Raw genomic sequence first — 22,244 nt, 5'->3', positions numbered from 1 at the left:
ATCAATATGGCCAAAATAGGCAACCTTTCCGGGAACTATGTCCCGGTCGGAGGTGGCCTTAGAGATTTCTGCCGATATCGAGGAATTTCTTGCGACGGGCGTTGCGAACTTCATCGCCGGAGAGCTTCGACAGGTCCTTCAGCGCCGCGGCAATGACCTTGCCGGCCGTATCCATGACCGTCACCGGATCGCGATGGGCGCCGCCGATCGGTTCCGCGATGATCTCGTCGATAATGCCGAGGCCCTTCAAGTCTTCGGCGGTGATCTTCATGTTGGTTGCCGCTTCGCGCGCGCGGGTCGAATCGCGCCACAGGATGGAGGCTGCACCTTCCGGCGAGATAACCGAATAGATCGCATGTTCCAGCATGTAGACGCGGTTGCCGGCTGCGATCGCCATGGCGCCGCCCGAGCCGCCTTCGCCGATGACCATCGAGATCATCGGAACCTTGACGCCAAGGCACATTTCCGTCGACCGGGCGATGGCTTCCGCCTGGCCGCGCTCTTCGGCGCCGACGCCCGGATAGGCGCCAGCCGTATCGATCAGGCTGATGATCGGCAGGCCGAAGCGGTCGGCCATTTCCATGACGCGGATGGCCTTGCGGTAACCTTCCGGACGCGGGCTGCCGAAATTGTGCTTCAGGCGGGTTTTGGTGTCGCTGCCCTTTTCCTGGCCGATCAGGGCCACCGGCATGCCGTTGAAACGGGCAAGGCCGGCCTGGATCGCGGCATCCTCGCCGAAATTGCGGTCGCCGGCCAGCGGGGTGAATTCGGTGAACAGATGGGCGGAGTAATCAACGAAATGCGGCCGCTGCGGATGGCGAGCGACCTGTGTCTTTTCCCAGGCGCCGAGCTTTGAATAGATATCGCGCGTCGCTTCCTTGACACGGATTTCCAGCCGGCCGATTTCGTCGGATGTGTCGATGCTTTCGTCTTCGGCCGCGAGCTTCTTCAGCTCGTGGATTTTTCCCTCGAGGTCCGAGATTGGCTTTTCGAAATCGAGATAAGTCTGCATCAGATCCGGTTTCCCGTTGTTTTTGCCAGGGGAACGCAAGGTCCCCATTTTCGATTGGGGCTTCTATTCCCGGTTTTTAGCCTCTTTTGCAAGAGGGTGATGTGTTTCCACCAGTTGACGAAGCCGTTCTTCCAGCACATGCGTGTATATCTGCGTGGTCGAAATGTCTGAATGTCCAAGCAGTTCCTGTACCACGCGCAGGTCTGCGCCGTGTGCCAAAAGATGGCTTGCGAAAGCATGCCGCATGACATGCGGCGAGATCGACGAGGCTTTAAGGCCGGCGCGGGCGGCAAGCCCTTTGAGGTCGCGGGCAAAGACCTGACGGGGCAGATAGCCGGCGCTGCCATAGGAAGGAAACAGCCAGGGGCTTTCCTCCGTGTCGGTCTCTGCGGCCCGTTTTGCCTCGCCATAGGACTGCATGGCGGCAATTGCCGATCGCGACAGCGGGACGAGCCGCTCCTTGTTACCCTTGCCGCGGATCATCAGGAAACGGCCGTCCTGTTCCAGGACTTTCACCGGAAGCGCGACAAGCTCGCTGACACGCATGCCCGTTGCATAGAGAAGTTCGAGGAGGGCAAGCATGCGCAGGCGCGACAGGTGGCCTTCCCCCGGCGCAGACGCCTCGACAGCTGCGCGATCGAGAAGGCGGGTGACATCGCTTTCGCTCAGATTTTTCGGCAATGACCGTTCTTTTTTCGGCGCATCGAGCACCGCTGTCGGATCGTCGGTCCGCAATCCTTCGGCATAGAGAAACTTGTAGAACTGGCGCATGGCCGAAAGTCGCCGCGCCTGCGAGGATGCAGCAAATGCCCGTTTTGCGAGATTGGCCAGATAGGCGGAAAGGTGCCGGCTTTCGGCGCCGAGCGGCGAGCTCTTTTGCGAGATCAGGAACTCGTAGAGGTCATCCAGATCACGCCGATAGGATAAAAGCGTGTTTTCGGCCGCGCCCCGCTCGGCGCTGAGCATTTCGAGAAAGGCTTCGATATGGGCTGCCGACAGATCTCTCATCGATCCTTTCCCAATCTATTGCTGCGCGGGTGATGGCGGGTTCAGCCGTTCGGACGGTATTCTGACCGTGATATCCCGGTCGCGGGGTTCGACGAGAACAACGAGCGCGACCATGCCGCCATAGATCACGCCGGCGATCAGCGCCAGGATGAACAGGAAGCGGAAAAGTGTCGGCATCGGGCGGCTCCGTATCGTTCCGGCGCACTATAGCCCTAATGGTTTACAGATCGACAAGAACCACACGTTCAGGGTGATCGTGTCATGTGCGTGGCTTGACGCTGGATGAACATTTGGTGATACCGTTTTTCGGGAATGGACGGCATCATGAGTGAAGACATTACAGTTGAGCGACACATATTACGGGACGAAGCCCGCGCGGCGCTCGGCAACCGCAACCTGATTTTTGTCGGGTTGATGGGGGCGGGCAAGTCTGTCATCGGCCGGCTGGTCGCCCAGACGCTCGGTATCCCCTTCGTCGATACCGATGCGGAAATTGAATCTGTATCGCGGATGACAATCGCGGAACTGTTTTCACACTATGGCGAGACCGAGTTCCGGGCGCTGGAAACGCGCGTTGTCGAGCGTCTGCTCAAGCAGGGGCCGCGGGTGGTCTCCACCGGTGGTGGCGCCTTCATCAACGAGGCGACCCGCGCCCAGATCCAGCAGGACGGCATCTCGATCTGGCTGAAGGCCGATCTCGACGTGTTGTGGGACCGGGTCAACCGCCGCGATCACCGTCCGCTGCTCAAGACCGAAAATCCGAAACAGACGCTGGAAAACCTGATGGTGCAGCGTTACCCGATCTACGAACAGGCGGCTTTGACCGTGATTTCGGGCAATGTCCGCAAGGACGATATGGTCCATGAAGTGCTGCAGGCCCTTGCCGGGCTTGCCCAACAAGGTGAAGTAGAATGACCGTGCAGTCCCGTACCTCCGAACGCCTGGTTCATGTGCCGCTCGGAGATCGGGCTTATGACATCCTGATCGGGCCGGGCCTGCTCGCCCGTGCCGGGGGAGAAATCACATCGCGGCTGAAGGGCCGCAAGGCTGCAATCGTCACCGACGAGCATGTCGCGCCGCTTTATCTCGAAGCCCTGATGGATGCGCTGCAGACTGATGGTATCGAGGCCGTGTCTCTGACGCTTCCGGCCGGCGAAAAGACCAAAAGCTTCGATCATCTGGCGACCGTCTGCGACATGGTGCTTGCGGCACGGATCGAGCGCAGCGATGCGGTGATCGCGCTCGGCGGCGGGGTGATCGGCGATCTCGCCGGCTTTGCGGCCGGCATCGTGCGGCGTGGCGTGCGCTTCGTGCAGATCCCGACCTCGCTTCTGTCGCAGGTCGACAGTTCGGTCGGCGGCAAGACGGGTGTGAATTCGCGCCACGGCAAGAACCTGCTCGGCGTTTTCCACCAGCCCGATCTGGTGCTCGCCGACACATCGGTGCTCGACACGCTGTCGGAGCGCGAGTTCCGGGCCGGTTATGCGGAAGTGGCGAAATACGGGCTGATCGACAATCCCGTCTTTTTCGAATGGCTGGAGAAAAACTGGAAACAGGTATTTGCCGGCGGTCCGGAGCGGATCGAGGCGATTGCCGTCAGCTGCCAGTCGAAATCCGATGTGGTGGTCGAGGACGAACGCGAGACCGGGCGCCGGGCGCTGCTCAATCTCGGTCATACGTTCGGTCACGCACTGGAAGCGGCGACGCAATATGACAGCCGCCGCCTTGTGCATGGTGAGGGTGTGGCGATCGGCATGGTGCTGGCGCATGAATTTTCCTCGCGTCTCAATCTGGCGAGCCCGGACGATGCCAAACGCGTCGAAAGCCATCTGAAGACGGTCGGCCTGCCGACGACGATGGGCGATATTCCCGGTGAATTGCCCGGAGCCGAGGTGCTTCTCGATGCGATCATGCAGGACAAGAAGGTGAAGGGCGGCAAGCTGACCTTCATCCTCACCCATGGGATCGGCCAGTCCTTCGTCGCCGACGACGCGCCGTCGTCGGAGGTGCTGAGCTTCCTCACGGAAAAGCTCTCGCGATGACAAAGACCGGCGGCCTCCTTTCGCGCAGCATCAACGCGGTGATCCGCGGGCTGATGCGCGCGACGGGGACGTCGCTCAATGAGGCGACGCTGACATCCTGCGGGCACGATGCCCTGCATCAGGCGCTGGACGCCCTTCATCGCGAGGGCAGTTTCAATGCACAGGATCGCGACCGGCTGAGCGAGCTGTTCGACCTGACGGAGCTGGAAGTCTCCGACGTGATGCGGCACCGGATGGCGATGGTTGCCGTCAATGCCGACGATCCGGCCGAGGTGATCGTGCGCACGGTGCTGGAAAGCCCCTATACCCGCATGCCGGTCTGGCGCAATTCGACCGAAAACATCATCGGTGTCGTGCATGCCAAGGATCTGCTGCGGGCGACGCTGGAGCCGGATACGACGCCGGCCGATGTCGATATATTGAAGATCATGCAAAAGCCCTGGTTCGTGCCCGACAGCACCAGCCTCAAGGATCAGCTTGCGGCCTTTTTGAAGCGCAAGGTGCATTTCGCCGTTGTCGTCGACGAATATGGCGAGGTGCAGGGCATCGTCACGCTGGAAGACATCATGGAGGAGATCGTCGGCGATATTGCCGACGAACACGATGTCGAGATCCAGGGCGTGCGCAGGGAGGCGAACGGGTCGATCGTGGTCGACGGGTCGGTGGCGATCCGCGACCTCAACCGCGCGCTCGGCTGGGACCTGCCAGACAGCGAGGCAACGACGATCGCAGGCCTGGTGATTGCCGAATCGAAGCTCATCCCGGAAGAGCGGCAGGCGTTTACCTTCTACGGCAAACGTTTCATCGTGATGAAGCGGGAGAAAAACCGGATCACAAGGCTGAGGATCAGGCCGGCGGAAGATGCGGTGCCGGCGGCGGAGTGAGGTTGGGAGATAATATTAAGGCGTTTCTGTAATGTTCCAGACGGCCTTTATTTCCTTATCCGTTGCGAATTCACCTTTTGATGCCGCGGACTTTGATGCGGCGATAATTGCGTGCTCCGCGGGTGAAAGAACCACTGGTTCGGACTCCCCTGTCGCTTTCGCTAACTCCTCATAATGGCCGATGTGTCGCAGCCATTTTCTTTCGATCGCGGCTTCAATGTCGATATTGTTGGCGCGCAGATAAAGGACGAACTGGCCGAACAGGTCGGCGGCTTCGTTTTCGAGGGCTTCGCGGGTTCCGCCCGATCCATCGGCGTTGGGCTTGGCCCGGCCGTTCAGGAGAAGATGTTCTGCTGTGAGTTCGCCGAGTTCCTCTGTCAACTTCAGCAGATACCAGTCCGCATTGCGTTCGATATTGTGCGTTTGCGCATATAGGTCTCCAGCCCTGCCGATACGCTCGCTTAGTTCCGCAAATGTCGCGCTCATTGCCGTTACTCCCCGATATCGGCGAATTCCGCCAGTTACGATGGATTGGAGCAGCATCGTGTGACAGCAGCATTGCCATAGTCGAAGAGGCCTTGGCCTTCGCCCACCCAATCCCTATCTAATCGTCATCACCAGCGTGTCGGTTCTCCCGGTGCTGCGGCTTCGACCGCGAGCGCGTGGAGGCCGGCGTCGAGTTCCGGTTTCAGGAGCGCATTCACCGTCCGGTGCCGGTCGATCCGGCTCATTCCTGCAAAGGCTGCCGATACGATGCGGACCCGCATGTGGCTTTCGCCGTCGCCGGTCACGTTCGGTTGATGGCCGGCGTGGTGATGGCTTTCGTCGATCACGTCGAGCCGTTCGGGGGAAAGGTTTTCGCGAAGCGTGGCTTCGATACGGGTTCTGACGGACATTATCGGATGACCTTGAATGTGGATGCGCGGAGATAAAAAGGGGAACTCAGAAACCAAGAACAAACCGGTTTGTCAATTCTTGTTCGGCTCCATCGTGGAGCCCATAATGTGTGTCTCATGAAGCTCGATTCCAAATATTTTGACCGTATCCGGACGCGCCGGAATAGGCAGCAAGATGCCCCGCCGCAGGCTCCGACCTGCCAGTGGGACGGCTGCGACAAGCCGGGCATTCACCGGGCGCCTGTCGGTCGCAATGCGGAAGGCCAGTTCTTCATATTCTGCTTCGAGCATGTGAAGGAATATAACAAGGGCTATAATTATTTCTCCGGCCTGTCGGACGGCGAGATCGCGCGCTACCAGAAAGAAGCGATTACCGGGCATCGCCCGACCTGGACGGTCGGCGTCAACAAGAGCGCCAAGGACGCGCCCTTGCATTCGACGGCACGGTCCGGCGGTGCAACCGCGGCCGGATCCGCGGGCGCCGCGAGTGCTGCCTATGCGCAGCAGCGCTACAAGGATCCGTTCGGTTTCGTTTCGCAGGCGCGCGCCGGTGGCGGGCGGTACCAGACGCAGGGCCGCAAGTTGAAGACGCTGGAGGCGAAAGCCTTCGACACGATGGAACTTGGCGCCAATGCCTCATCGACCGAGATCAAGAGCCGCTACAAGGAGTTGGTGAAAAAGCACCATCCGGACGCCAATGGCGGCGACCGCGGATCGGAGGAACGTTTTCGTGCCGTGGTGCAAGCATATCAGTTGTTGAAGCAGGCGGGTTTCTGCTAAGCCTCAAAAATCAAGGCAGCGAGGATGACGGCCGGGCGGTTGCCCGCGCCCTGGAGTTATGATGAGCAAGATTGACTTGGATATTACAAACCTCCCCGACACCACCGTTTCCGTTCGGGAAGTCTTCGGCATCGATACCGATCTGAGGGTTCCGGCCTACAGCAATGGCGACCCATACGTCCCGGATCTGGATCCTGACTATCTCTTCGATCGCGACACGACGCTCGCCATCCTTGCAGGTTTTGCCCATAACCGACGCGTGATGGTTTCCGGCTTCCACGGAACCGGCAAGTCGACCCATATCGAACAGGTCGCCGCCCGCCTCAACTGGCCCTGCGTACGTATCAACCTCGACAGCCATGTCAGCCGTATCGATCTCGTCGGCAAGGACGCGATCGTCCTCAAAGACGGCAAGCAGATCACCGAATTCAAGGACGGCATCCTGCCCTGGGCCTACCAGCACAATGTCGCGCTGGTGTTCGACGAATATGATGCCGGTCGCCCGGACGTGATGTTCGTCATCCAGCGCGTCTTGGAAAGCTCCGGCCGCCTGACGCTGCTCGACCAGAGCCGCGTCATCCGTCCTCACCCGGCTTTCCGCATCTTCGCGACGGCCAACACCGTCGGCCTCGGCGATACGACCGGCCTTTACCATGGCACGCAGCAGATCAACCAGGCGCAGATGGACCGCTGGTCGATCGTCACGACGCTGAACTACCTGCCGCATGAAAAGGAAGTCGATATCGTTGCCGCCAAGGTGAAGTCGTTCGGCGCCACCAAGGAAGGCCGCGAGACGGTTTCCAAGATGGTGCGGGTTGCCGATCTTACCCGTTCGGCCTTCATCAACGGCGATCTGTCGACCGTGATGAGCCCGCGTACCGTCATCACCTGGGCGGAAAATGCCGAGATCTTCGGTGACGTCGCCTTCGCCTTCCGCATCACCTTCCTTAACAAGTGCGACGAGCTGGAACGGACCCTTGTGGCCGAACAGTATCAGCGTGCCTTCGGCGTCGAGCTGAAGGAAAGCGCCGCCAATATCGTTCTGGGTGCCTGAGCTGACATTTCAGCTCATCGGGGCATAACTGACAGGAAGCGAAGCCGATGGCAGGTCGCGGAGACAATTCCAAGAGCAAGCCCGCCGGTCCGGTCGATACCGAACCGATGCGGCGGGCGATCACCGGCTGCGTGCGGTCGATCGCGGGCAGTCAGGAGGTGGAGGTTTCCTTCGCCAACGAGCGTCCGGGTCTCGCCGGCGAGCGTGTTCGGCTGCCGGAAATCTCCAAGCGGCCAACCGCACATGAACTCGCTGTGACCCGTGGTCTCGGCGATTCCATGGCGCTCAGAATTGCCTGCCACGATACCAATGTGCATGCGACGCTTTCGCCGCAGGGTTCGGATGCCCGCAGCGTGTTCGATGCCGTCGAGCAGGCGCGTGTCGAATCGATCGGTGCGCTGAGGATGGCCGGTGTCGCCGCCAATCTGAGTTCGATGCAGGAAGAGAAGTATGCCAAGGCGAATTTCTCCGGGATCGAGCGGCAGGAGGATGCGCCGATCGGCGAGGCGATCGCCATGCTGGTGCGTGAGAAGCTGACCGGTCAAAAGCCGCCGGAAAGCGCCGGCAAGGTGCTCGATCTCTGGCGTCCGTTCATCGAGGACAAGGCGACAACCGATCTCGACAACCTGAAAAACGTGATCGAGGACCAGCAGGCCTTTGCCAAGCTGGTGCGCCACATGCTGTCATCGATGCAGATGGCCGAGGATCTGGCCAGCGACGACAACGAACAGGAAGAAATCGAAAACCAGAGCGAGGAAGAACAGCCGAGCAGCGGTGAGACTGAAAACGAAGAGGTCGAGGAAGAGGCCGGATCCGACGCCGCGCCCGCAGAGCAGAGCGAAGCGGCCGACGAGGAGATGGACGAAGGCGAGATGGACGGCGCCGAAATGTCGGACGACGAAATGTCCGACGAGGCCGACGACCATTCCGAAACGCCCGGTGAGACCCGCCGCCCGAACAGCCCGTTCGACGACTTCAACGAGAAGGTCGACTATCACATCTTCACTGAGGAGTTCGATGAGGAGATTACCGCCGAAGAACTGTGCGACGAGGCCGAGCTCGACCGTTTGCGGGCGTTCCTCGACAAGCAGCTTGCCCATCTTCAAGGTGCCGTCGGTCGGCTTGCCAACCGGCTGCAGCGCCGCCTGATGGCGCAGCAGAACCGCTCCTGGGATTTCGACCTGGAAGAGGGTTATCTCGATCCGGCGCGTCTGGTGCGGCTGATCATCGACCCGATGCAGCCTTTGTCCTTCAAGAAGGAGCGCGATACGCAGTTCCGCGACACGGTCGTGACGCTGGTCATCGACAATTCCGGCTCGATGCGCGGCAGGCCAATCACAGTTGCCGCCTCCTGCGCCGACATTCTGGCGCGCACGCTGGAGCGTTGCGGGGTGAAGGTCGAGATCCTCGGTTTCACTACAAAAGCGTGGAAGGGCGGCCAGAGCCGCGAGAACTGGCTGGCGAGCGGCAAGCCTGCCTCGCCCGGCCGCCTCAACGATCTTCGTCATATCATCTACAAATCGGCCGATGCGCCATGGCGTCGTTCGCGCCGCAATCTCGGCCTGATGATGCGTGAAGGCCTGCTGAAGGAAAACATCGACGGCGAAGCGCTGATGTGGGCGCATAACCGGCTGATCAACCGGCCGGAACAGCGCAAGATCCTGATGATGATTTCTGACGGTGCGCCGGTCGACGATTCGACACTTTCGGTCAATCCGGGCAATTATCTGGAGCGGCATTTGCGGGCTGTCATCGAACAGGTCGAGACCAAGTCGCCGGTGGAGCTGCTGGCGATCGGCATCGGCCATGACGTGACGCGTTATTATCGCAACGCGGTGACGATAGTCGATGCCGACGAGCTTGCCGGGGCGATGACCGAGCAGCTCGCCGAGCTTTTTGCCGATAAGGCAGCCGGCGGCGCCACGCGCGGCGGCCGCATGCGCAGGGCCGGCTGACGCGTTTGTCAAAGCTGTCCTCCGTTCTTCTGGCCGGTGTCGTCCTTGCGATGATGCCGGCCGCTGTTTTTGCCCAGGATGCGGCGACGATCGCCGCAAAGCCGATCACGCAGTTCAAGCTCGGGTCCGACGACCGGGATTTCGGGCCGCTGGAATTTCTCGGCGGCATCGAATTCACCTCCAGCGATAGCCGCGTCCAGTCGCTTTCCAGCATCCGGTTCCGGCCGGATGGCGCGCGTTTCGTTTCCGTGCTCGACACGGGTGAATGGTTGACCGGTCAGATCGAGCGGGATGCGTTCGGCAAAATCTCGGGGCTTTCCGATGTGGCCGTCAGCCCGATGCTGCTGCGCAGCGGGCGGCCGGGGTCCAAGTCCGCATCGGATGCCGAAGGACTTGCCCTTCGTGGCAGCGAGGCATTGGTCAGTTTCGAGCAGCACCACCGGGTGGATGCCTATCCCGATCCCGGCTTCGAAATGTCGAAACCTTCGCGGAGCGTCGATTTCCTCCTTCCGCGTCGGGAGCTTCGGCGTAATGCCGGGATGGAGACGCTGGTTGCGTCACCGGCCGACGGGCCGCTGAAGGGCAATCTGATCGTCGTTGCGGAGCGCAGCCTGGACGAGACGGGTAATTTTCTGGCGGCGATTATCGACGGGCCGTTGAAAGGCGCGTTTTCCGTCGTTCGCCACGATCCCTATGACGCGACGGACGGCGCCTTCCTGCCGAATGGCGATCTTCTGCTACTGGAGCGCCGCTTCAGCCTGCTCGGCGGCATGGGGATGCGGATCCGGCGCATCAAGGGCGCAGACATTCGCCCCGGCGCGATCGTCGATGGTGCGGTGCTGGTCGAGGCCGACATGAGCTATGCAATCGACAATATGGAAGGCATAGACGTGATCAAAGGCCCGGATGGGCGCCCGCATGTCATCATTGTCTCGGATGACAACGGCAATTTTTTCCAGCGTAGCGTGATGCTTGAATTTGCGCTGAGCGAATAAAACCAAGCGAATAAAAAAGGGAGCCGGAGGCTCCCTTTCACATTCAGGCGGTCTTCGTGGCTGTCGCCTGCGGCATCGGCCGCAGCACGCTCATCAGCGCCCCGTAGGGCAAAAGCAGGACGATACCGACAAGTATCTTCACGACGAGGTCGCCGAGTGCCCAGGAGATCCAGCGCGGGGCTTCCGTGGACATCACGCCGAGGATCGGAGACCAGCCGATGGCAAAGTCTTCATTGGTGCCGAGGAAGGCAAAGACGGGTGCAAAGGCCAGCGAGAAGAACAGCAGCGTATCCAGCGCCGAGCCGATCAGCGAGCCTGCCAGCGGTGCCTGCCACCAGGTCTGACGGCGCAGGCGGTTGAATACCGAGATGTCGAGAAGCTGGCCGACCAGGTAGGCGGTGCCGGACGCGATGGCGATCCGCGGGGCAGAGGCCCACAGCGACAAGGCAACGCCGAGGAAAAAGCCGACGAAAACGACGCGGCGAGCAACCGACGGTCCGAACTGGCGATTGGTCAGGTCGGTGACGAGGAAAGCGAAGGGATAGGTGAAGGCGCCCCAGGTGAGCAGATCGCCAAGCGCGATGCCGAACAGGGTCCCATTGACCGGGAACTGCACCAGGAAGTTCGAGGCCACGACGACGGCTGCCATCGCCAGAGCATAAATAAAGGTATGACGTTTCGCGTGCATTTTTTTATCCTGGGGTATGCCACCAGTTGCGGATATAGCCATGAGAAAGGGCCTGTACGGTTGCCCGTCAAGCCCTCTTCGAAGCCGGTGAATGTAAAAGTCGCTGATTAAGCAGCAGCGACTTCTGCAGTCTTCTTGGCGATCTGGCGACGCAGCAGACGGGCGCGCATCGACAGTTCGTTCTCGTCAGCCTTCAACAGGAAAGCGTCGAGGCCGCCACGATGTTCTACGGAACGCAGGGCATGCGCGGAAACGCGCAGACGGAAACGCTGGCCGAGCGAGTCGGAAATCAGAGTAACCTGGCACAGGTTCGGCAGGAACCGACGACGGGTCCGGTTGTTGGCATGGCTGACGTTGTTGCCGGTCATTACGCCCTTGCCGGTCAGTTCGCACACACGAGACATGGCATTCACCTTTGTTTTCTTCTGCAATCGGATGGTCATCCGGACAATGTCCGGCGCGCCGATCCAACTGGTCCTGATTGGAAAGTTGCGGTTCTATAGTCAGTGAGACGGCGCCCGTCAAGCCAAAACCTCGGCGATTGCCCAGCTATGCACCGAAGCCAGTCGCGGGCTTTGCTATTTTGTTGCCATGATGCGCGTCTTATATCGTAATCATCGATGTTCCAAAACGTGCAGGCAGCCCATGTTTCACATCATCCGCCCGCTTGCGGGAATTTTTCTGCTTTATGCCGTCAGTGCGGCACCGGTTCTGGCCGGCGAAGCCAAGCATGTCACCGACTACGACATTACCCTCGGCATCTTGCCGATCGGCACCGCAAGCTTTTCGAGCCAGTTCGACGGAGACGGCTACAAAATCAGCGGGATCTTTCAGTCGGGCGGTATCGTCAACGTCATCAAGCGGGTTTCGGCGGAAACGAATGTTGCCGGGCGGATCGAGGGCGACCGGCTTCAGGCCGACCGTTACAATCTCGTCTACAAGCTCGGCAAGCGGACGCGGATCTATGATGTCGTCTACCAGAACGGCAATGTGACCGACACGACGATCACGCCGGCGCCGCGCCGCAACCAGGAAAACTGGGTGCCGGTGACACCGAAAGATCTGAAGTCGGTGCTCGATCCGTTGAGTGGCCTGATTTTCCCCGCCAGCGCGAAAATATGCTCAGGGCGGGTTCCCGTCTATGACGGCGAGTCGCGGATGGACCTGCTGTTGAAGCAGGAGGGAACCAAGCCCTATGAGACCAAGGGTTTCAAGGGCGACGTGATCGTCTGTAGCGTTCGCTACGAACCGAAATCCGGGTTTCGCAAAGGCCGCAGCGATATCGAATATCTCAAGCAGACACCGATGGAAGTGTGGTTTGCGAAGGCCGATGGCAGCGATGTTTATGCCCCGATCTATGCCCGCATCCCGACAAGGATGGGGCCGCTGTATATAACCGCCGTGCGCTACGGCGGCTGACCGGCGTGCCATTGCCGGCCGGGTGATGCTTGCTGTCGAGAGATGATGGCGTCAGCGCGGAAAAGGCAGGAGCCGGTGGGCTGCTTACCGTCCCGGCTCCCAGCCGGGCTCTGCCATTTGAAAGCTTGAAAATTCGAAAGCCGGTGCGACGGTGCAGCCGACCAGTGTAAAGGCGCCCAGCGGCTCGGCGGCCTGCCAGGCATCTGGCGGCACCACAGCCTGTGGCCGTTCGCCGGCGGCAAGGTCGGTTCCGAGGCGGATTTCCTCTATCCGCACTCCATCGGAAATCCTCAGGAGAAGCGGATCGCCGGCATAATGATGCCAGACCTCGGCGGCATCGCGAACCCTGTGCCAGTGCGAGCGCTCGCCGGCCTGAAGAAGATAGTAGATCGCGGTCGAGGCGCCGCGGTTTTGACCGTCGCCATCTCTGAACGTCTCGGCAAACCAGCCGCCTTCCGGATGGCGCTGCATGTCGAGCGTGGCGATGATCTGGTCGGCGGTCATCGTTGTGGATGCTGCTGATGCCATGGCCTTTAGAACGCGTCCTTGCGCTTGCGGATCTCGGCAAACACCTCCTCATTGGTGCTGCCCTCCATCAGAAGGTTGCGGCGAATGGCGGGATCACCGGGTCGCAGGAAGGGATTGGTCTCCTTTTCCAGTCCCATCATGGTCGGGATAGTGAACCTGCCTTCGGCGCGCATCTCCTCGACCTGCGCTGCGCGTGCCTGAAGCCGCTGATTGTCCGGGTCGATCGTCAGTGCAAACCTCGCGTTGGAAAGCGTGTATTCGTGGCCGAAATAGATGGCGGTCTCGTCCGGCAGGACGGCGAGTTTCTGCAGCGAATGCCACATGTCCGCCGCCGTGCGCTCGAACAGGCGCCCGCAGCCGAGCGCAAAAAGCGTGTCGGCCGAAAACAGGATCTTGGCGTCGGGAAAATGGTAACAGACATGCCCCGCGGTGTGGCCCGGGGTTTCGATCACACGGACGACATGGTCGCCGAAGCGGAATTCGTCGCCGTCGGCAACGCTCCGGTCGAGACCGGGAATTGCAACAGCCTCGTTGATCGGCCCGATGATTTCCAGGCCGAAGCGTTGCTTCAGCGCAAGATTGGCATCCACATGGTCGGTATGGTGGTGGGTGGTGAATATGTGGCTGATCGTCCAGCCCCGGCGTGTCGCGGCCTCGACGATCGGCTTTTCCTCGGGCGCATCGATCGATACGGTCAGGCCGCTTTCCGGATCGTGCACCAGGACACCATAATTGTCGCTCCGGCAGGAAAAAACTTCGATTTCCAGAGACTTCATCAGAATACACCTATTGCTCAATGCCTATTGCGGAACAATGTAGAGAGAGGCATTCCCAAGTCCAACCATCGAACACGAGCATTTGCGTTTTGTCTGTCGATATTGTTGATCTCCGTGAGTTCTACCATTCCTCGCTCGGCCGGCTGGCCGAGCAGTCGATCGCCATGGCGCTTTCCTCGCTCTGGTCGCGATTGCCGGAAGAACGCCTGGTCGGGCTTGGTTATGCGGTTCCCTATCTCGACCGTTTTCGCGCCGATACGGAGCGTACCTTCGCTTTCATGCCGGCAGGGCAGGGGGCGGTGAATTGGCCGGTGGGCGAACTGTCCTCCACCGCTCTGGTGTTCGACGAAGAACTGCCGCTGCCGGATTCCTCGATCGATCGCGTGCTGATGGTGCACTCGCTGGAATTTGCCGAGAACCCGCGCGAAAGCCTGAAGGAAATGTGGCGGGTGCTGGCACCGGGCGGGCGCCTAGTCATCGTCGTGCCGAACCGGCGTGGCGTGTGGGCGCGAATGGAACATACGCCCTTCGGCTCCGGCCGGCCATATTCACGCAGCCAGCTGACAACGCTGCTGCGCGAGGCGAATTTTACCCCCGGTGCTGCGGCCGAAGCCTTGTTCTTTCCACCATCGAAGGTCAGGGCTGTGCTGAGGCTGAGGCATGTCTTCGAGCGCATGGGGCGTCGTTTCTGGCCGGTGTTTTCGGGTGTTCTGGTCATCGAGGCGCAGAAGCGCCTCTATCAGGGCCTGCCGGTTGCTGCCCGCGCTTCCAGACGCGTCTTCGTGCCGGTGCTTGCTCCCCAGGGCGTGAGGACGACAAGGACGTGATCGTCCCGGTGTGAGATAGGGATGCAGCCGGTTCTCGGTACTCGACAAAATCCCCGTTCGGCTTTAATCCCTCTCACATCTCCTGCGAGAGCAGGCATTTCCAAGAAGGTTGATCCGATGAGCATCGTTGTGAGTGAGCCCGTTCCGCGTCCAGGCATTCTGGATATCGCCGCCTATGTGCCCGGCAAGGAACATGCTCCCGGCGTTGCTCGGGTGTTCAAGCTTTCCTCCAACGAGACCCCGCTCGGGGCCAGCCCCAAGGCCATCGAGGCGTTCCGCCAGTCGGCCGGCCATCTCGAACTCTATCCGGACGGCCAGGCCATGGCGCTGCGCGAGGCGATCGCCTCGGTGCACGGGCTGAACGTCGCCAATATCATGTGCGGCAATGGTTCCGACGAGTTGCTTGGTCTTCTCTGCCACGTCTATCTTGGCGCCGGTGACGAAGCGATCATCACCCAGCACGGGTTCCTCGTCTACAAGATCCAGATCATGGGTGCGGGTGCTGCGGCGATCGAAGTGCCGGAGAAGGACTATACCGTCGATGTCGACGCAATCCTTGCTGCGGTGACGGACAAGACCAGAATGGTGTTCATCGCCAATCCGGGCAATCCGACCGGCACCTATGTTCCGGTCGCCGATATCCGCCGCCTGCATTCGGGCCTGCCGAAAAACGTCATCCTCGTTCTCGATGCAGCCTATGCGGAATATGTCCGCAAGAACGATTACGAGGCCGGCGTCGAACTCGTCTCGTCGAACAAGAATGTCGTGATGTGCCGTACGTTTTCGAAGGTCTATGGCCTGGCTGCGCTGCGCATCGGCTGGATGTACGGCCCGGCCGGCATTCTTGACGCGCTGAACCGCGTGCGTGGCCCGTTTAACATGAATGCGCCGGCGATTGCGGCCGGTGCCGCTGCCATCCGCGACCAGGCATTCGTCGGCGACGCGATCGAGCATAACATGCTCTGGCTCGACAAGCTCACCCATGCATTCGAGACAATCGGGCTCAAGGTCACGCCGTCGGTCACCAATTTCGTGCTGATCCACTTCCCGGATGTCGACGGCAAGCGCGCGCCGGACGCCGACGAATTCCTCACCAGCCGCGGTTACATCCTGCGCATGGTGAAGGGTTACGGCCTGCCGAATGCGTTGCGCATGACGGTCGGCTCGGAAGAAGCCAACCGAGGCGTTATCGAAGCTCTCGGCGAATTTATGGGACGCAAGGGATGACAGACGGACATTTCGAGCGGATCGCGCTGATCGGCATCGGCCTGATCGGCTCGTCGATTGCCCGCGACGTCAAGCTGCTCGGGCTTGCAAAACATGTGGTGGTCTCGACGCGCAGCGCCGAAACGCTCAAGCGTGCCGAAGAGCTCGAACTTGGCAGCGAATACACCGTTTCGGCGACCGATGCGGTGAAGGATGCCGATCTCGTCATCGTTTCCGTTCCGGTCGGCGCGTCCGAAGCCGTTGCCGAGCAGATCGCCGGCAGCCTGAAGCCGGGCGCGATCGTTACCGATGTCGGCTCGACCAAGGCATCGGTGATCGCCCAGATGGCGCCGCATATGCCGGACAATGTTCACTTCATTCCGGGCCATCCGTTGGCAGGTACGGAAAAATCCGGACCGGATGCCGGTTTCGCCGGGCTGTTTCGCGACCGCTGGTGCATCTTCACGCCGTTACCGGATACCGATCCTGTGGCGCTGGACAAGCTGAAAGCGTTCTGGACGGCGCTCGGTTCCCGTGTCGACGACATGGATCCGCAGCATCATGACAAGGTGCTGGCGATCGTTTCCCATCTGCCGCATATCATCGCCTATAATATTGTCGGCACGGCGGACGATCTGAGCACGGTGACGGAATCGGAAGTCATCAAATATTCGGCCTCCGGCTTCCGTGACTTCACCCGCCTTGCCGCTTCCGATCCGACCATGTGGCGCGATATCTGCCTGCATAACAAGGATGCGATCCTCGAAATGCTGTCGCGCTTCTCCGAGGATCTTGCCTATCTGCAGCGTGCGATCCGCTGGGGCGAGGGCGACAAGCTGTTCGAACTGTTCACCCGCACAAGGGCGATCCGCCGCTCGATCGTTCAGGCAGGCCAGGACGTGGACGCGCCGGATTTCGGTCGCCACTCGCTGGATACCAAGAAATAAGTTCTGACCAAGGCTCTTTCTTGCGCAATTGGGGACCCGAGGCCGTCGTTGCGACCGCTTAGATCGGCGGGATCTCGCCGATCGGGATCAGGCCGCCGGCAAACACCTTGCCGCGGCGAATGGCGATATCGATCGAGGCCTTAGATCCACCGCCGAGCGCCTGAAGCATGTTGGCCGCCGTGCCGATGCTGGATTGGAGGCCCGGGAAGGCGCTGCTCAGGCTTTTCTTCCAGGCGTCGATGTCCTCGATCCTGAGCTTCAGCTTGCCCGACATGCGGCCCTGGTCGTCGAAGGAGAAGGGACCCGACAGCGTCAGGACCTGTCCCTGGCCAAGGTCGGCCTTGAACTCGCGGAGCCTGCCTTCGGAGCCTTGCAAGGCAAGGCCGTTGCGATCACTGCCATCCAGCACGCCGGCGCGGTTTTCAAACGTCACATTGATGCTGGCGGTCGTTGCCGGAAGAAGCTGCGGCAGGCCCTTGGCGGTTGTCGTGGTGTTCTGCAGCGCGATCGATGCATTGAGATCGTCGCCGTCCTGCCGCAGCCGGATCTCGGCCTTGTCCGCGGCGATATCGAAGGTCTGGCCGGTCGCCGAAGAGATGATGGTGGTTTTCGGCTGTTCCAGAACCATCGAGGCGCGCTCGACGCCCTTGAGCTTGGTGATCAGGTTGGATTTCAGGTAGAGCCAGCTTGTGGCGACCGTCAGGCCGTGGCTGGTACGAACCTCTGACGGAGAATCCAGCTCCCAGAGAATGTGTTTCGGATTGTAGATCCGCGATGCCGAGCGCAGGGCGCCGAAGCTTGCGGAAATGCCGTTGACGTTGTCATCGACGTCGACCTCGGAGCAGAACAGCCCGATACGGAGGGGATAGCCGCGATATTCCGCGTTGTCGCAGGAGGCCGAGATGCCCGCATCCGACTGGCTGCCGAGGAGAAGCAGCGTCTTTTCCCGCAACAGCGAGGCGGCATAAAACCAGCCCGCCGTATAAAGCCCGACGATGACCACGAGGGTGCTCGCAAGCCACCATAATGTCCTGGCTGTGCCGGTTCGGCTTGACGCTGCCATCATGTTCTCCCATTGGTGCCGTTCGAGACAAGGCGACTACATGGCGTGCGATATGGACGAATTTTGGGTCTTTGGCTACGGATCACTGATGTGGAACCCGGGTTTCCCCTATGTGGAGCGGCAGCCGGCCCGTATCCATGGTTTCCGCCGTTCTCTGTGCGTCTGGTCCACCGCACATCGCGGCACCGAGGCTGAACCCGGTCTGGTGATGGGACTTGATCGCGGCGGATCATGCCGCGGCATGGCCTTCAGGGTGGCCGATCAGGACCGCGACGACGCGCTTGATTACCTGCGCAAGAGAGAGTTGATCACCAGCGTCTATCAGGAGCGGGTGCTGCCGATCGGATTGCCGGCAGGCCGGCGGGCGCAGGCGATAACCTATATCGTCGATCGCCATCATGCCCAATATGCCGGCAGCCTGCAGGTCGGCGAGGCTGCCACGATCGTGCTGCGTTCGCACGGCCAGTCGGGACCGAACGACGCCTATGTCCTCAATACCGTCGCCCAGCTCGGCAGGATGGGCATCCGCGATCTGTGGCTCGAGGCCGTCGGAGCGGCCGTCAGCGCCGCCGAGGGCCGTCAGGCGACAGGCTGAGCGCGCAGTTCGGCCAGGCGCTTCACCGCAGTCGGCGGGAGGGGCAGGTGCGGATTGGCTTCCACTGTCTCGATCAGCAGCTGGTCGCTGGCATTTTCGAGTGTCTCGATCAGATGGGCGTAGAAGGCATCGGGCGCCATGCCCGGCTGGATTGCCGGCAGGATGCGGACCTTGAAATGGCCGGGATATTTGACGAGCTTGCGGCGGCCCCAGAAAAGACCCCAATGGGCGACGACCGGCACGACGGGAACTTTCGCGTCGCGGTAGATGCGGGCGATGCCGTAGCGATATTCGGGATCTGCCCCCGGCGCACGGCGGGTGCCCTCCGGGTAGATGATCAGCTGGCGGCCATTCGCCATCTCCTCGCGGGTGCGTTTCATCACCTCGACCATGACCTTGCCGCGGGCGCCGCGATTGACGGGGATCATTTTCTGCTTGGCGGCATACCAGCCGAATAGCGGGATCCACATCAGCTCGCGCTTGAGGATATAGACCGGATCGCGCTGGTAGGGCAGCAGCGCAAACGTATCCCAGGCCGACTGATGCTTGGGGGCGAAGATGCAGCCGCCTTCGGGAACGTTTTCAAGGCCCTCGATCTCGAAGGTCGCGCCGACGATCCTCGCCATCAGCCAGCTGCCGGATGCCGCCCAGGCTTTCGGGATCGCATAGGCAATCTTGCGTGGCGCCAGAAAGTAGAACGGCGAGAACACGATCATGCGGAGGATGGTGTTGGTGTAGAAAGCGGTGTTGAACAGCACCGAGCGCAGCAGAAGCATAATGGGCGTCCTCTTGAACAGGCGTTGCCTACACGAGATCGCGGTCGGAAAAAAGAGCCCAGGCAGACGGGCTGAACGGGCGGCTCAGGAGGCCGGCTCCGGCTGAGCCTTCCGATCGTCTTCCTCGGTGCGCAACCCGCTCCAGCGCGCAATGCCGATCCAGTCGCGGAAGGAGGACAACACCACCTTCACATATTCGGCGAGCATGGTGCGCAGGGTATCGGGTTCGGTAAACCAGGCGCGGCGGGTCAGATCGGCGGTGATCACCGGATAAGGAATGAATTCGGTTACCGGATCGGCCCGGCGCAGTTCATGCAGGCTGCGCAGCATATGGTAGTTGTTGGTGACGACGAGGACCGACTTATAATCGTGGTCGTGGATCCAGCGGGTGATCTCGTTGGCATTGCCGATCGTGTCGATGGCATCGTAGCCGATATCGACGCAACATTTGAACAGGTCGACAGACGCCTGGGTCGCCTTGCGGATCTGGGTCGGCGTGGTCGAGGGATGCGCGCCGGAAATCAACAGACGCTTGCCGGCTCCGTCATGCAAAAGCCCGAGCGCCTGCTCGATCCTCAGATAACCGCCGGTCAAAACCACGATCGCATCCGCCTTGACGCCATCTGGGGCGCGCAGCGACGAAACCGAATCGGCAAACCAGAGGAAACCGCCGCCAAGAATGGCGATGCCGACAAAGAGCAGCAGAATAAGGCGCCTCGCGAATCGCCGCAGGACGCTATGGCGCGATAGTAGCCCAATGCCCTGCCGACCCTCGGGGCGGTCTTCGGGCGTCCAGCGATTGCTCTTGCCGAATCTCATGGTCCGTCATTAGTCGCAGATTGAGGCAATGCATAGTCCCGTACACATATCGGGAATATGACTGGTTGTCATGGTGGTGGCAGGCCGTCGGAGCGGGATGGATCGGAGCGCACCAGGTCGATCTCGTCGATCGTGCGCATGACCGTGAAACGGGCCGTCATGGTGGTCAGAAGAGCGATGACCAGCATGGTCGCGAGAATGCCAAGATAGCCGCTCCAGTCGATCGTGAACGAGCCGAACAGAGCCATGGCCTGTTCGCTTTCCGGGGTTGCCCGCGAACTCGACTGCCAGACATTGGCGGTGGCAAAGAGGAGGGCCGCCAAGGCGCCGCCGATGGCCGATCCCTTGAGACTGATCTTCAGGAAATGTTTCTGGAATTCCTTGGCGACGAAAGTTCGCTCGGCGCCGACGAAATGCAGGACCTCGACGATGTGACGATTGCCCGACAGGGCGCCGCGGGTGGCGAAGATGACGGTCAGGACCATGGCGGTGAAGACCAGGATCAGAACCCCGGTGCCGATCCATACGGTGGTCCGTGCCATCGACACCAGACGGTCGACCCAGGTGCGGTGGTCGTCCAGAAAGGCCTGCGGCACTTCGGTCTTCAACAGGTCGCGCATGCCGGCAAAATCAGGCGGATTGCTCTCGTCGATCGTGACGATGACGAGGCGGGGTACGGGCAGATCGTCGAGCTTCAGGTCCGAGCCGAGCCAGGGTTCGAGCAGTCTTGCGGTTGCATCGTCATCCATGATCGTGCCGGTCTTGGTGCCGACGAATGTCAAGGCCAGGTCGCGCGCCTTTGCCAGCGCGGCATTCATGTCCAGCCCGTCGGATGGCTTGATCTGGATGGTGATCTCGCGGGATATCTGGCTTTGCCAGCCGGCGGCGGTGGCACGCACCATGCTGACGGCGCCAAGCGTCAGGCAGGCAAGGAAAGCCATGATGGCGATGACCACCATCAGCGCATTGCCCTGGATGTTCGAGGGCGGCAGGATCGCGCCTGTCGGGCGAACGCGCATCGGCGCGCGACGCTGCGCTGCATCGCGGCGGCCTGCCTTTTCCGTCTCTTCACCTGGAAGCGCTGGCTTCGTCGCGCGGCCCTGTTCATTCATAGATGTCGAGCCGCCCTTCGGTAAGGATCATCCGCCGTGCATCGACCTGATCCATCAGCGCCAGATCGTGGGTGGCGATGACGACGGCCGTGCCGAGGCGATTGAGTTCGAGGAACAGGCTCAACAGCCGGCGCGCCATCGGCGGGTCGACATTGCCGGTCGGTTCGTCGGCCAGCAGGATTTCGGGCCGGTCCATCAGGGCGCGGGCGATCGCGGCGCGCTGCTTCTCGCCGCCGGACAGCACCGCCGGCAGCACGTTGATGCGCTCTCCAAGGCCGACCCATTTCAACAGGTCGATCACATCATTGCGATAGGAGGCCTCGTCCTTGCCCCGGACCCGCAGCGGCAGTGCGACATTCTCGTAGGTGGTCAGATGGTCGAGCAGGCGAAAATCCTGGAAGACGATGCCAACGCGCCGGCGCAGCATGGGAAATTCGCCGCGCGGGATCTGCGACAGATCGCGTTCGAACATGCGGATGATGCCGCGGGTCGGATTGAGCGACATGAACAGCAGGCGCAGCAAGGTCGTCTTGCCGGCGCCGGATGGCCCGGTGAGGAACTGGAAGGAACGTTTCGGAATATCGAACGTCATGTCCCGGAGGATTTCCGGACCCATGCCATAACGCAGACCGACATTTTCGAAATGGATCACCGGAGATCTTATCCTGGCTTCTTGTTATCTACCGAACGGCTATCTCTTAACGTCGCGAGTAAACGAAGGGTAAATCAAGCAGTCAAAAGCGCGATTTTCAGGTCGGATTTGCAAAGCGTTAACCATATCAGTTTACGACTTGGCGGAATTTGTTTCAATGCCCGACCTCTCGATGCGGATCAAGGCGATCTTGAGGGTGCAGGCGGAGAG

25 protein-coding genes and 1 pseudogene are annotated in these 22,244 nt (G+C 60.9%); 12 read left to right on the top strand and 14 right to left on the bottom strand.

Annotation, left to right across the window (positions count from 1 at the left end; genetic code table 11):
• Nucleotides 1–58: 58 nt before the first annotated feature.
• The 3 genes from AC2GXZ_RS23795 to AC2GXZ_RS23785 form a co-directional block, all read right to left on the bottom strand.
• Nucleotides 59–1,012, bottom strand: a complete 954-nt coding sequence (locus AC2GXZ_RS23795; protein ID WP_483761696.1) for an acetyl-CoA carboxylase carboxyltransferase subunit alpha — start codon at nucleotides 1,010–1,012, stop codon at nucleotides 59–61.
• A 63-nt stretch (nucleotides 1,013–1,075) separates the two neighbouring features.
• Nucleotides 1,076–2,020: a site-specific tyrosine recombinase XerD gene (gene xerD / locus AC2GXZ_RS23790; protein WP_483761695.1), complete on the bottom strand. Its 945-nt coding sequence runs from the start codon at nucleotides 2,018–2,020 to the stop codon at nucleotides 1,076–1,078.
• A 15-nt stretch (nucleotides 2,021–2,035) separates the two neighbouring features.
• Nucleotides 2,036–2,197 carry a hypothetical protein gene (locus tag AC2GXZ_RS23785; RefSeq protein ID WP_483761694.1) on the bottom strand — a complete coding sequence of 54 codons (162 nt, stop codon included), beginning with the start codon at nucleotides 2,195–2,197 and terminating at the stop codon, nucleotides 2,036–2,038.
• Between the two features lie 147 nt (nucleotides 2,198–2,344).
• Here AC2GXZ_RS23785 and AC2GXZ_RS23780 point away from each other — a divergent pair, with 147 nt between their 5' ends.
• The 3 genes and pseudogenes from AC2GXZ_RS23780 to AC2GXZ_RS23770 form a co-directional block, all read left to right on the top strand.
• Entirely contained in the window at nucleotides 2,345–2,935 is a 591-nt protein-coding gene (locus AC2GXZ_RS23780; protein WP_483761693.1) for a shikimate kinase, read from the top strand.
• The gene (gene aroB, locus AC2GXZ_RS23775; protein ID WP_483761692.1) at nucleotides 2,932–4,062 is read left to right on the top strand and encodes a 3-dehydroquinate synthase; all 1,131 of its coding nucleotides are present in this window, start codon (nucleotides 2,932–2,934) and stop codon (nucleotides 4,060–4,062) included. Before AC2GXZ_RS23780 ends, aroB begins: the two co-directional genes overlap by 4 nt.
• Nucleotides 4,063–4,181: 119 nt before the next feature.
• Nucleotides 4,182–4,946, top strand: a pseudogene (locus AC2GXZ_RS23770) (CBS domain-containing protein); the annotation flags it as partial.
• A gap of 15 nt (nucleotides 4,947–4,961) precedes the next feature.
• On the opposite strand, the gene AC2GXZ_RS23765 reads toward AC2GXZ_RS23770, so the two are convergent.
• Together AC2GXZ_RS23765 and AC2GXZ_RS23760 are read right to left on the bottom strand one after the other, a co-directional pair.
• Nucleotides 4,962–5,432 carry a hypothetical protein gene (locus AC2GXZ_RS23765; protein WP_483761691.1) on the bottom strand — a complete coding sequence of 157 codons (471 nt, stop codon included), beginning with the start codon at nucleotides 5,430–5,432 and terminating at the stop codon, nucleotides 4,962–4,964.
• Between the two features lie 128 nt (nucleotides 5,433–5,560).
• Complete coding sequence (locus AC2GXZ_RS23760) at nucleotides 5,561–5,842, bottom strand: BolA family protein (protein ID WP_483761690.1); 282 nt, start codon at nucleotides 5,840–5,842, stop codon at nucleotides 5,561–5,563.
• Between the two features lie 117 nt (nucleotides 5,843–5,959).
• On the opposite strand from AC2GXZ_RS23760, the gene AC2GXZ_RS23755 reads away from it, so the two are divergent.
• The 4 genes from AC2GXZ_RS23755 (at nucleotide 5,960) to AC2GXZ_RS23740 (ending at nucleotide 10,626) form a co-directional block, all read left to right on the top strand.
• Nucleotides 5,960–6,622, top strand: a complete 663-nt coding sequence (locus AC2GXZ_RS23755) for a J domain-containing protein (RefSeq protein ID WP_483761689.1) — start codon at nucleotides 5,960–5,962, stop codon at nucleotides 6,620–6,622.
• A gap of 61 nt (nucleotides 6,623–6,683) precedes the next feature.
• Nucleotides 6,684–7,676: a cobaltochelatase subunit CobS gene (cobS, locus tag AC2GXZ_RS23750; protein WP_148171228.1), complete on the top strand. Its 993-nt coding sequence runs from the start codon at nucleotides 6,684–6,686 to the stop codon at nucleotides 7,674–7,676.
• A 47-nt stretch (nucleotides 7,677–7,723) separates the two neighbouring features.
• Nucleotides 7,724–9,631, top strand: a complete 1,908-nt coding sequence (cobT, locus tag AC2GXZ_RS23745; RefSeq protein ID WP_483761688.1) for a cobaltochelatase subunit CobT — start codon at nucleotides 7,724–7,726, stop codon at nucleotides 9,629–9,631.
• Between the two features lie 50 nt (nucleotides 9,632–9,681).
• Entirely contained in the window at nucleotides 9,682–10,626 is a 945-nt protein-coding gene (locus AC2GXZ_RS23740) for an esterase-like activity of phytase family protein (RefSeq protein WP_483761970.1), read from the top strand.
• A gap of 43 nt (nucleotides 10,627–10,669) precedes the next feature.
• Here the strand turns inward: AC2GXZ_RS23740 and AC2GXZ_RS23735 are convergent, their stop codons facing one another.
• Both AC2GXZ_RS23735 and rpmB read right to left on the bottom strand, forming a co-directional pair.
• Nucleotides 10,670–11,314 carry a queuosine precursor transporter gene (locus AC2GXZ_RS23735; protein WP_483761687.1) on the bottom strand — a complete coding sequence of 215 codons (645 nt, stop codon included), beginning with the start codon at nucleotides 11,312–11,314 and terminating at the stop codon, nucleotides 10,670–10,672.
• A gap of 107 nt (nucleotides 11,315–11,421) precedes the next feature.
• Nucleotides 11,422–11,718 carry a 50S ribosomal protein L28 gene (gene rpmB / locus AC2GXZ_RS23730; protein WP_483761686.1) on the bottom strand — a complete coding sequence of 99 codons (297 nt, stop codon included), beginning with the start codon at nucleotides 11,716–11,718 and terminating at the stop codon, nucleotides 11,422–11,424.
• Nucleotides 11,719–11,959: 241 nt separating this feature from the next.
• Here rpmB and AC2GXZ_RS23725 point away from each other — a divergent pair, with 241 nt between their 5' ends.
• Nucleotides 11,960–12,733 (top strand): DUF3108 domain-containing protein, encoded by a 774-nt coding sequence (locus tag AC2GXZ_RS23725; RefSeq protein WP_483761685.1) that lies wholly within the window; start codon nucleotides 11,960–11,962, stop codon nucleotides 12,731–12,733.
• Between the two features lie 84 nt (nucleotides 12,734–12,817).
• On the opposite strand, the gene AC2GXZ_RS23720 is transcribed toward AC2GXZ_RS23725, so the two are convergent.
• Complete coding sequence (locus AC2GXZ_RS23720; protein WP_483761969.1) at nucleotides 12,818–13,237, bottom strand: cupin domain-containing protein; 420 nt, start codon at nucleotides 13,235–13,237, stop codon at nucleotides 12,818–12,820.
• Nucleotides 13,238–13,266: 29 nt separating this feature from the next.
• Nucleotides 13,267–14,037 (bottom strand): hydroxyacylglutathione hydrolase, encoded by a 771-nt coding sequence (gene gloB / locus AC2GXZ_RS23715; RefSeq protein ID WP_483761684.1) that lies wholly within the window; start codon nucleotides 14,035–14,037, stop codon nucleotides 13,267–13,269.
• Nucleotides 14,038–14,126: 89 nt separating this feature from the next.
• Here gloB and AC2GXZ_RS23710 point away from each other — a divergent pair, with 89 nt between their 5' ends.
• From AC2GXZ_RS23710 to AC2GXZ_RS23700, 3 genes are all read left to right on the top strand, one after another.
• Nucleotides 14,127–14,864 (top strand): class I SAM-dependent methyltransferase, encoded by a 738-nt coding sequence (locus tag AC2GXZ_RS23710; protein WP_483761683.1) that lies wholly within the window; start codon nucleotides 14,127–14,129, stop codon nucleotides 14,862–14,864.
• 117 nt (nucleotides 14,865–14,981) lie between these two features.
• Nucleotides 14,982–16,091 carry a histidinol-phosphate transaminase gene (gene hisC / locus AC2GXZ_RS23705; protein WP_483761682.1) on the top strand — a complete coding sequence of 370 codons (1,110 nt, stop codon included), beginning with the start codon at nucleotides 14,982–14,984 and terminating at the stop codon, nucleotides 16,089–16,091.
• Entirely contained in the window at nucleotides 16,088–17,017 is a 930-nt protein-coding gene (locus AC2GXZ_RS23700) for a prephenate/arogenate dehydrogenase family protein (protein WP_483761681.1), read from the top strand. The genes hisC and AC2GXZ_RS23700 overlap by 4 nt, the downstream gene beginning before the upstream one ends.
• Before the next feature lie 58 nt (nucleotides 17,018–17,075).
• Here the strand turns inward: AC2GXZ_RS23700 and AC2GXZ_RS23695 are convergent, their stop codons facing one another.
• Nucleotides 17,076–18,080: a DUF2125 domain-containing protein gene (locus AC2GXZ_RS23695; protein WP_483761680.1), complete on the bottom strand. Its 1,005-nt coding sequence runs from the start codon at nucleotides 18,078–18,080 to the stop codon at nucleotides 17,076–17,078.
• Nucleotides 18,081–18,132: 52 nt separating this feature from the next.
• On the opposite strand from AC2GXZ_RS23695, the gene AC2GXZ_RS23690 reads away from it, so the two are divergent.
• Complete coding sequence (locus AC2GXZ_RS23690; RefSeq protein ID WP_483761679.1) at nucleotides 18,133–18,675, top strand: gamma-glutamylcyclotransferase; 543 nt, start codon at nucleotides 18,133–18,135, stop codon at nucleotides 18,673–18,675.
• Here AC2GXZ_RS23690 and AC2GXZ_RS23685 read toward each other — a convergent pair.
• The 4 genes from AC2GXZ_RS23685 to ftsE form a co-directional block, all read right to left on the bottom strand.
• A complete protein-coding gene (locus AC2GXZ_RS23685) occupies nucleotides 18,660–19,451 on the bottom strand; it encodes a lysophospholipid acyltransferase family protein (RefSeq protein ID WP_483761678.1) in 792 nt (263 codons plus the stop codon). The two genes, AC2GXZ_RS23690 and AC2GXZ_RS23685, sit on opposite strands and share 16 nt — an antisense overlap.
• A gap of 84 nt (nucleotides 19,452–19,535) precedes the next feature.
• Nucleotides 19,536–20,270: a YdcF family protein gene (locus tag AC2GXZ_RS23680; RefSeq protein ID WP_483761677.1), complete on the bottom strand. Its 735-nt coding sequence runs from the start codon at nucleotides 20,268–20,270 to the stop codon at nucleotides 19,536–19,538.
• Between the two features lie 68 nt (nucleotides 20,271–20,338).
• A complete protein-coding gene (locus tag AC2GXZ_RS23675; RefSeq protein WP_483761968.1) occupies nucleotides 20,339–21,289 on the bottom strand; it encodes a cell division protein FtsX in 951 nt (316 codons plus the stop codon).
• Nucleotides 21,290–21,374: 85 nt separating this feature from the next.
• Nucleotides 21,375–22,034, bottom strand: coding sequence for a cell division ATP-binding protein FtsE (ftsE, locus tag AC2GXZ_RS23670; RefSeq protein ID WP_483761676.1), 660 nt, complete (start codon nucleotides 22,032–22,034; stop codon nucleotides 21,375–21,377).
• Nucleotides 22,035–22,244: the final 210 nt, after the last annotated feature.

The organism is Aliirhizobium sp. YIM B11859 (genome assembly GCF_057163345.1).
The sequence above is the reverse complement of the archived record's forward strand: the minus strand, read 5'-3'. Positions and strand labels throughout refer to the sequence as shown.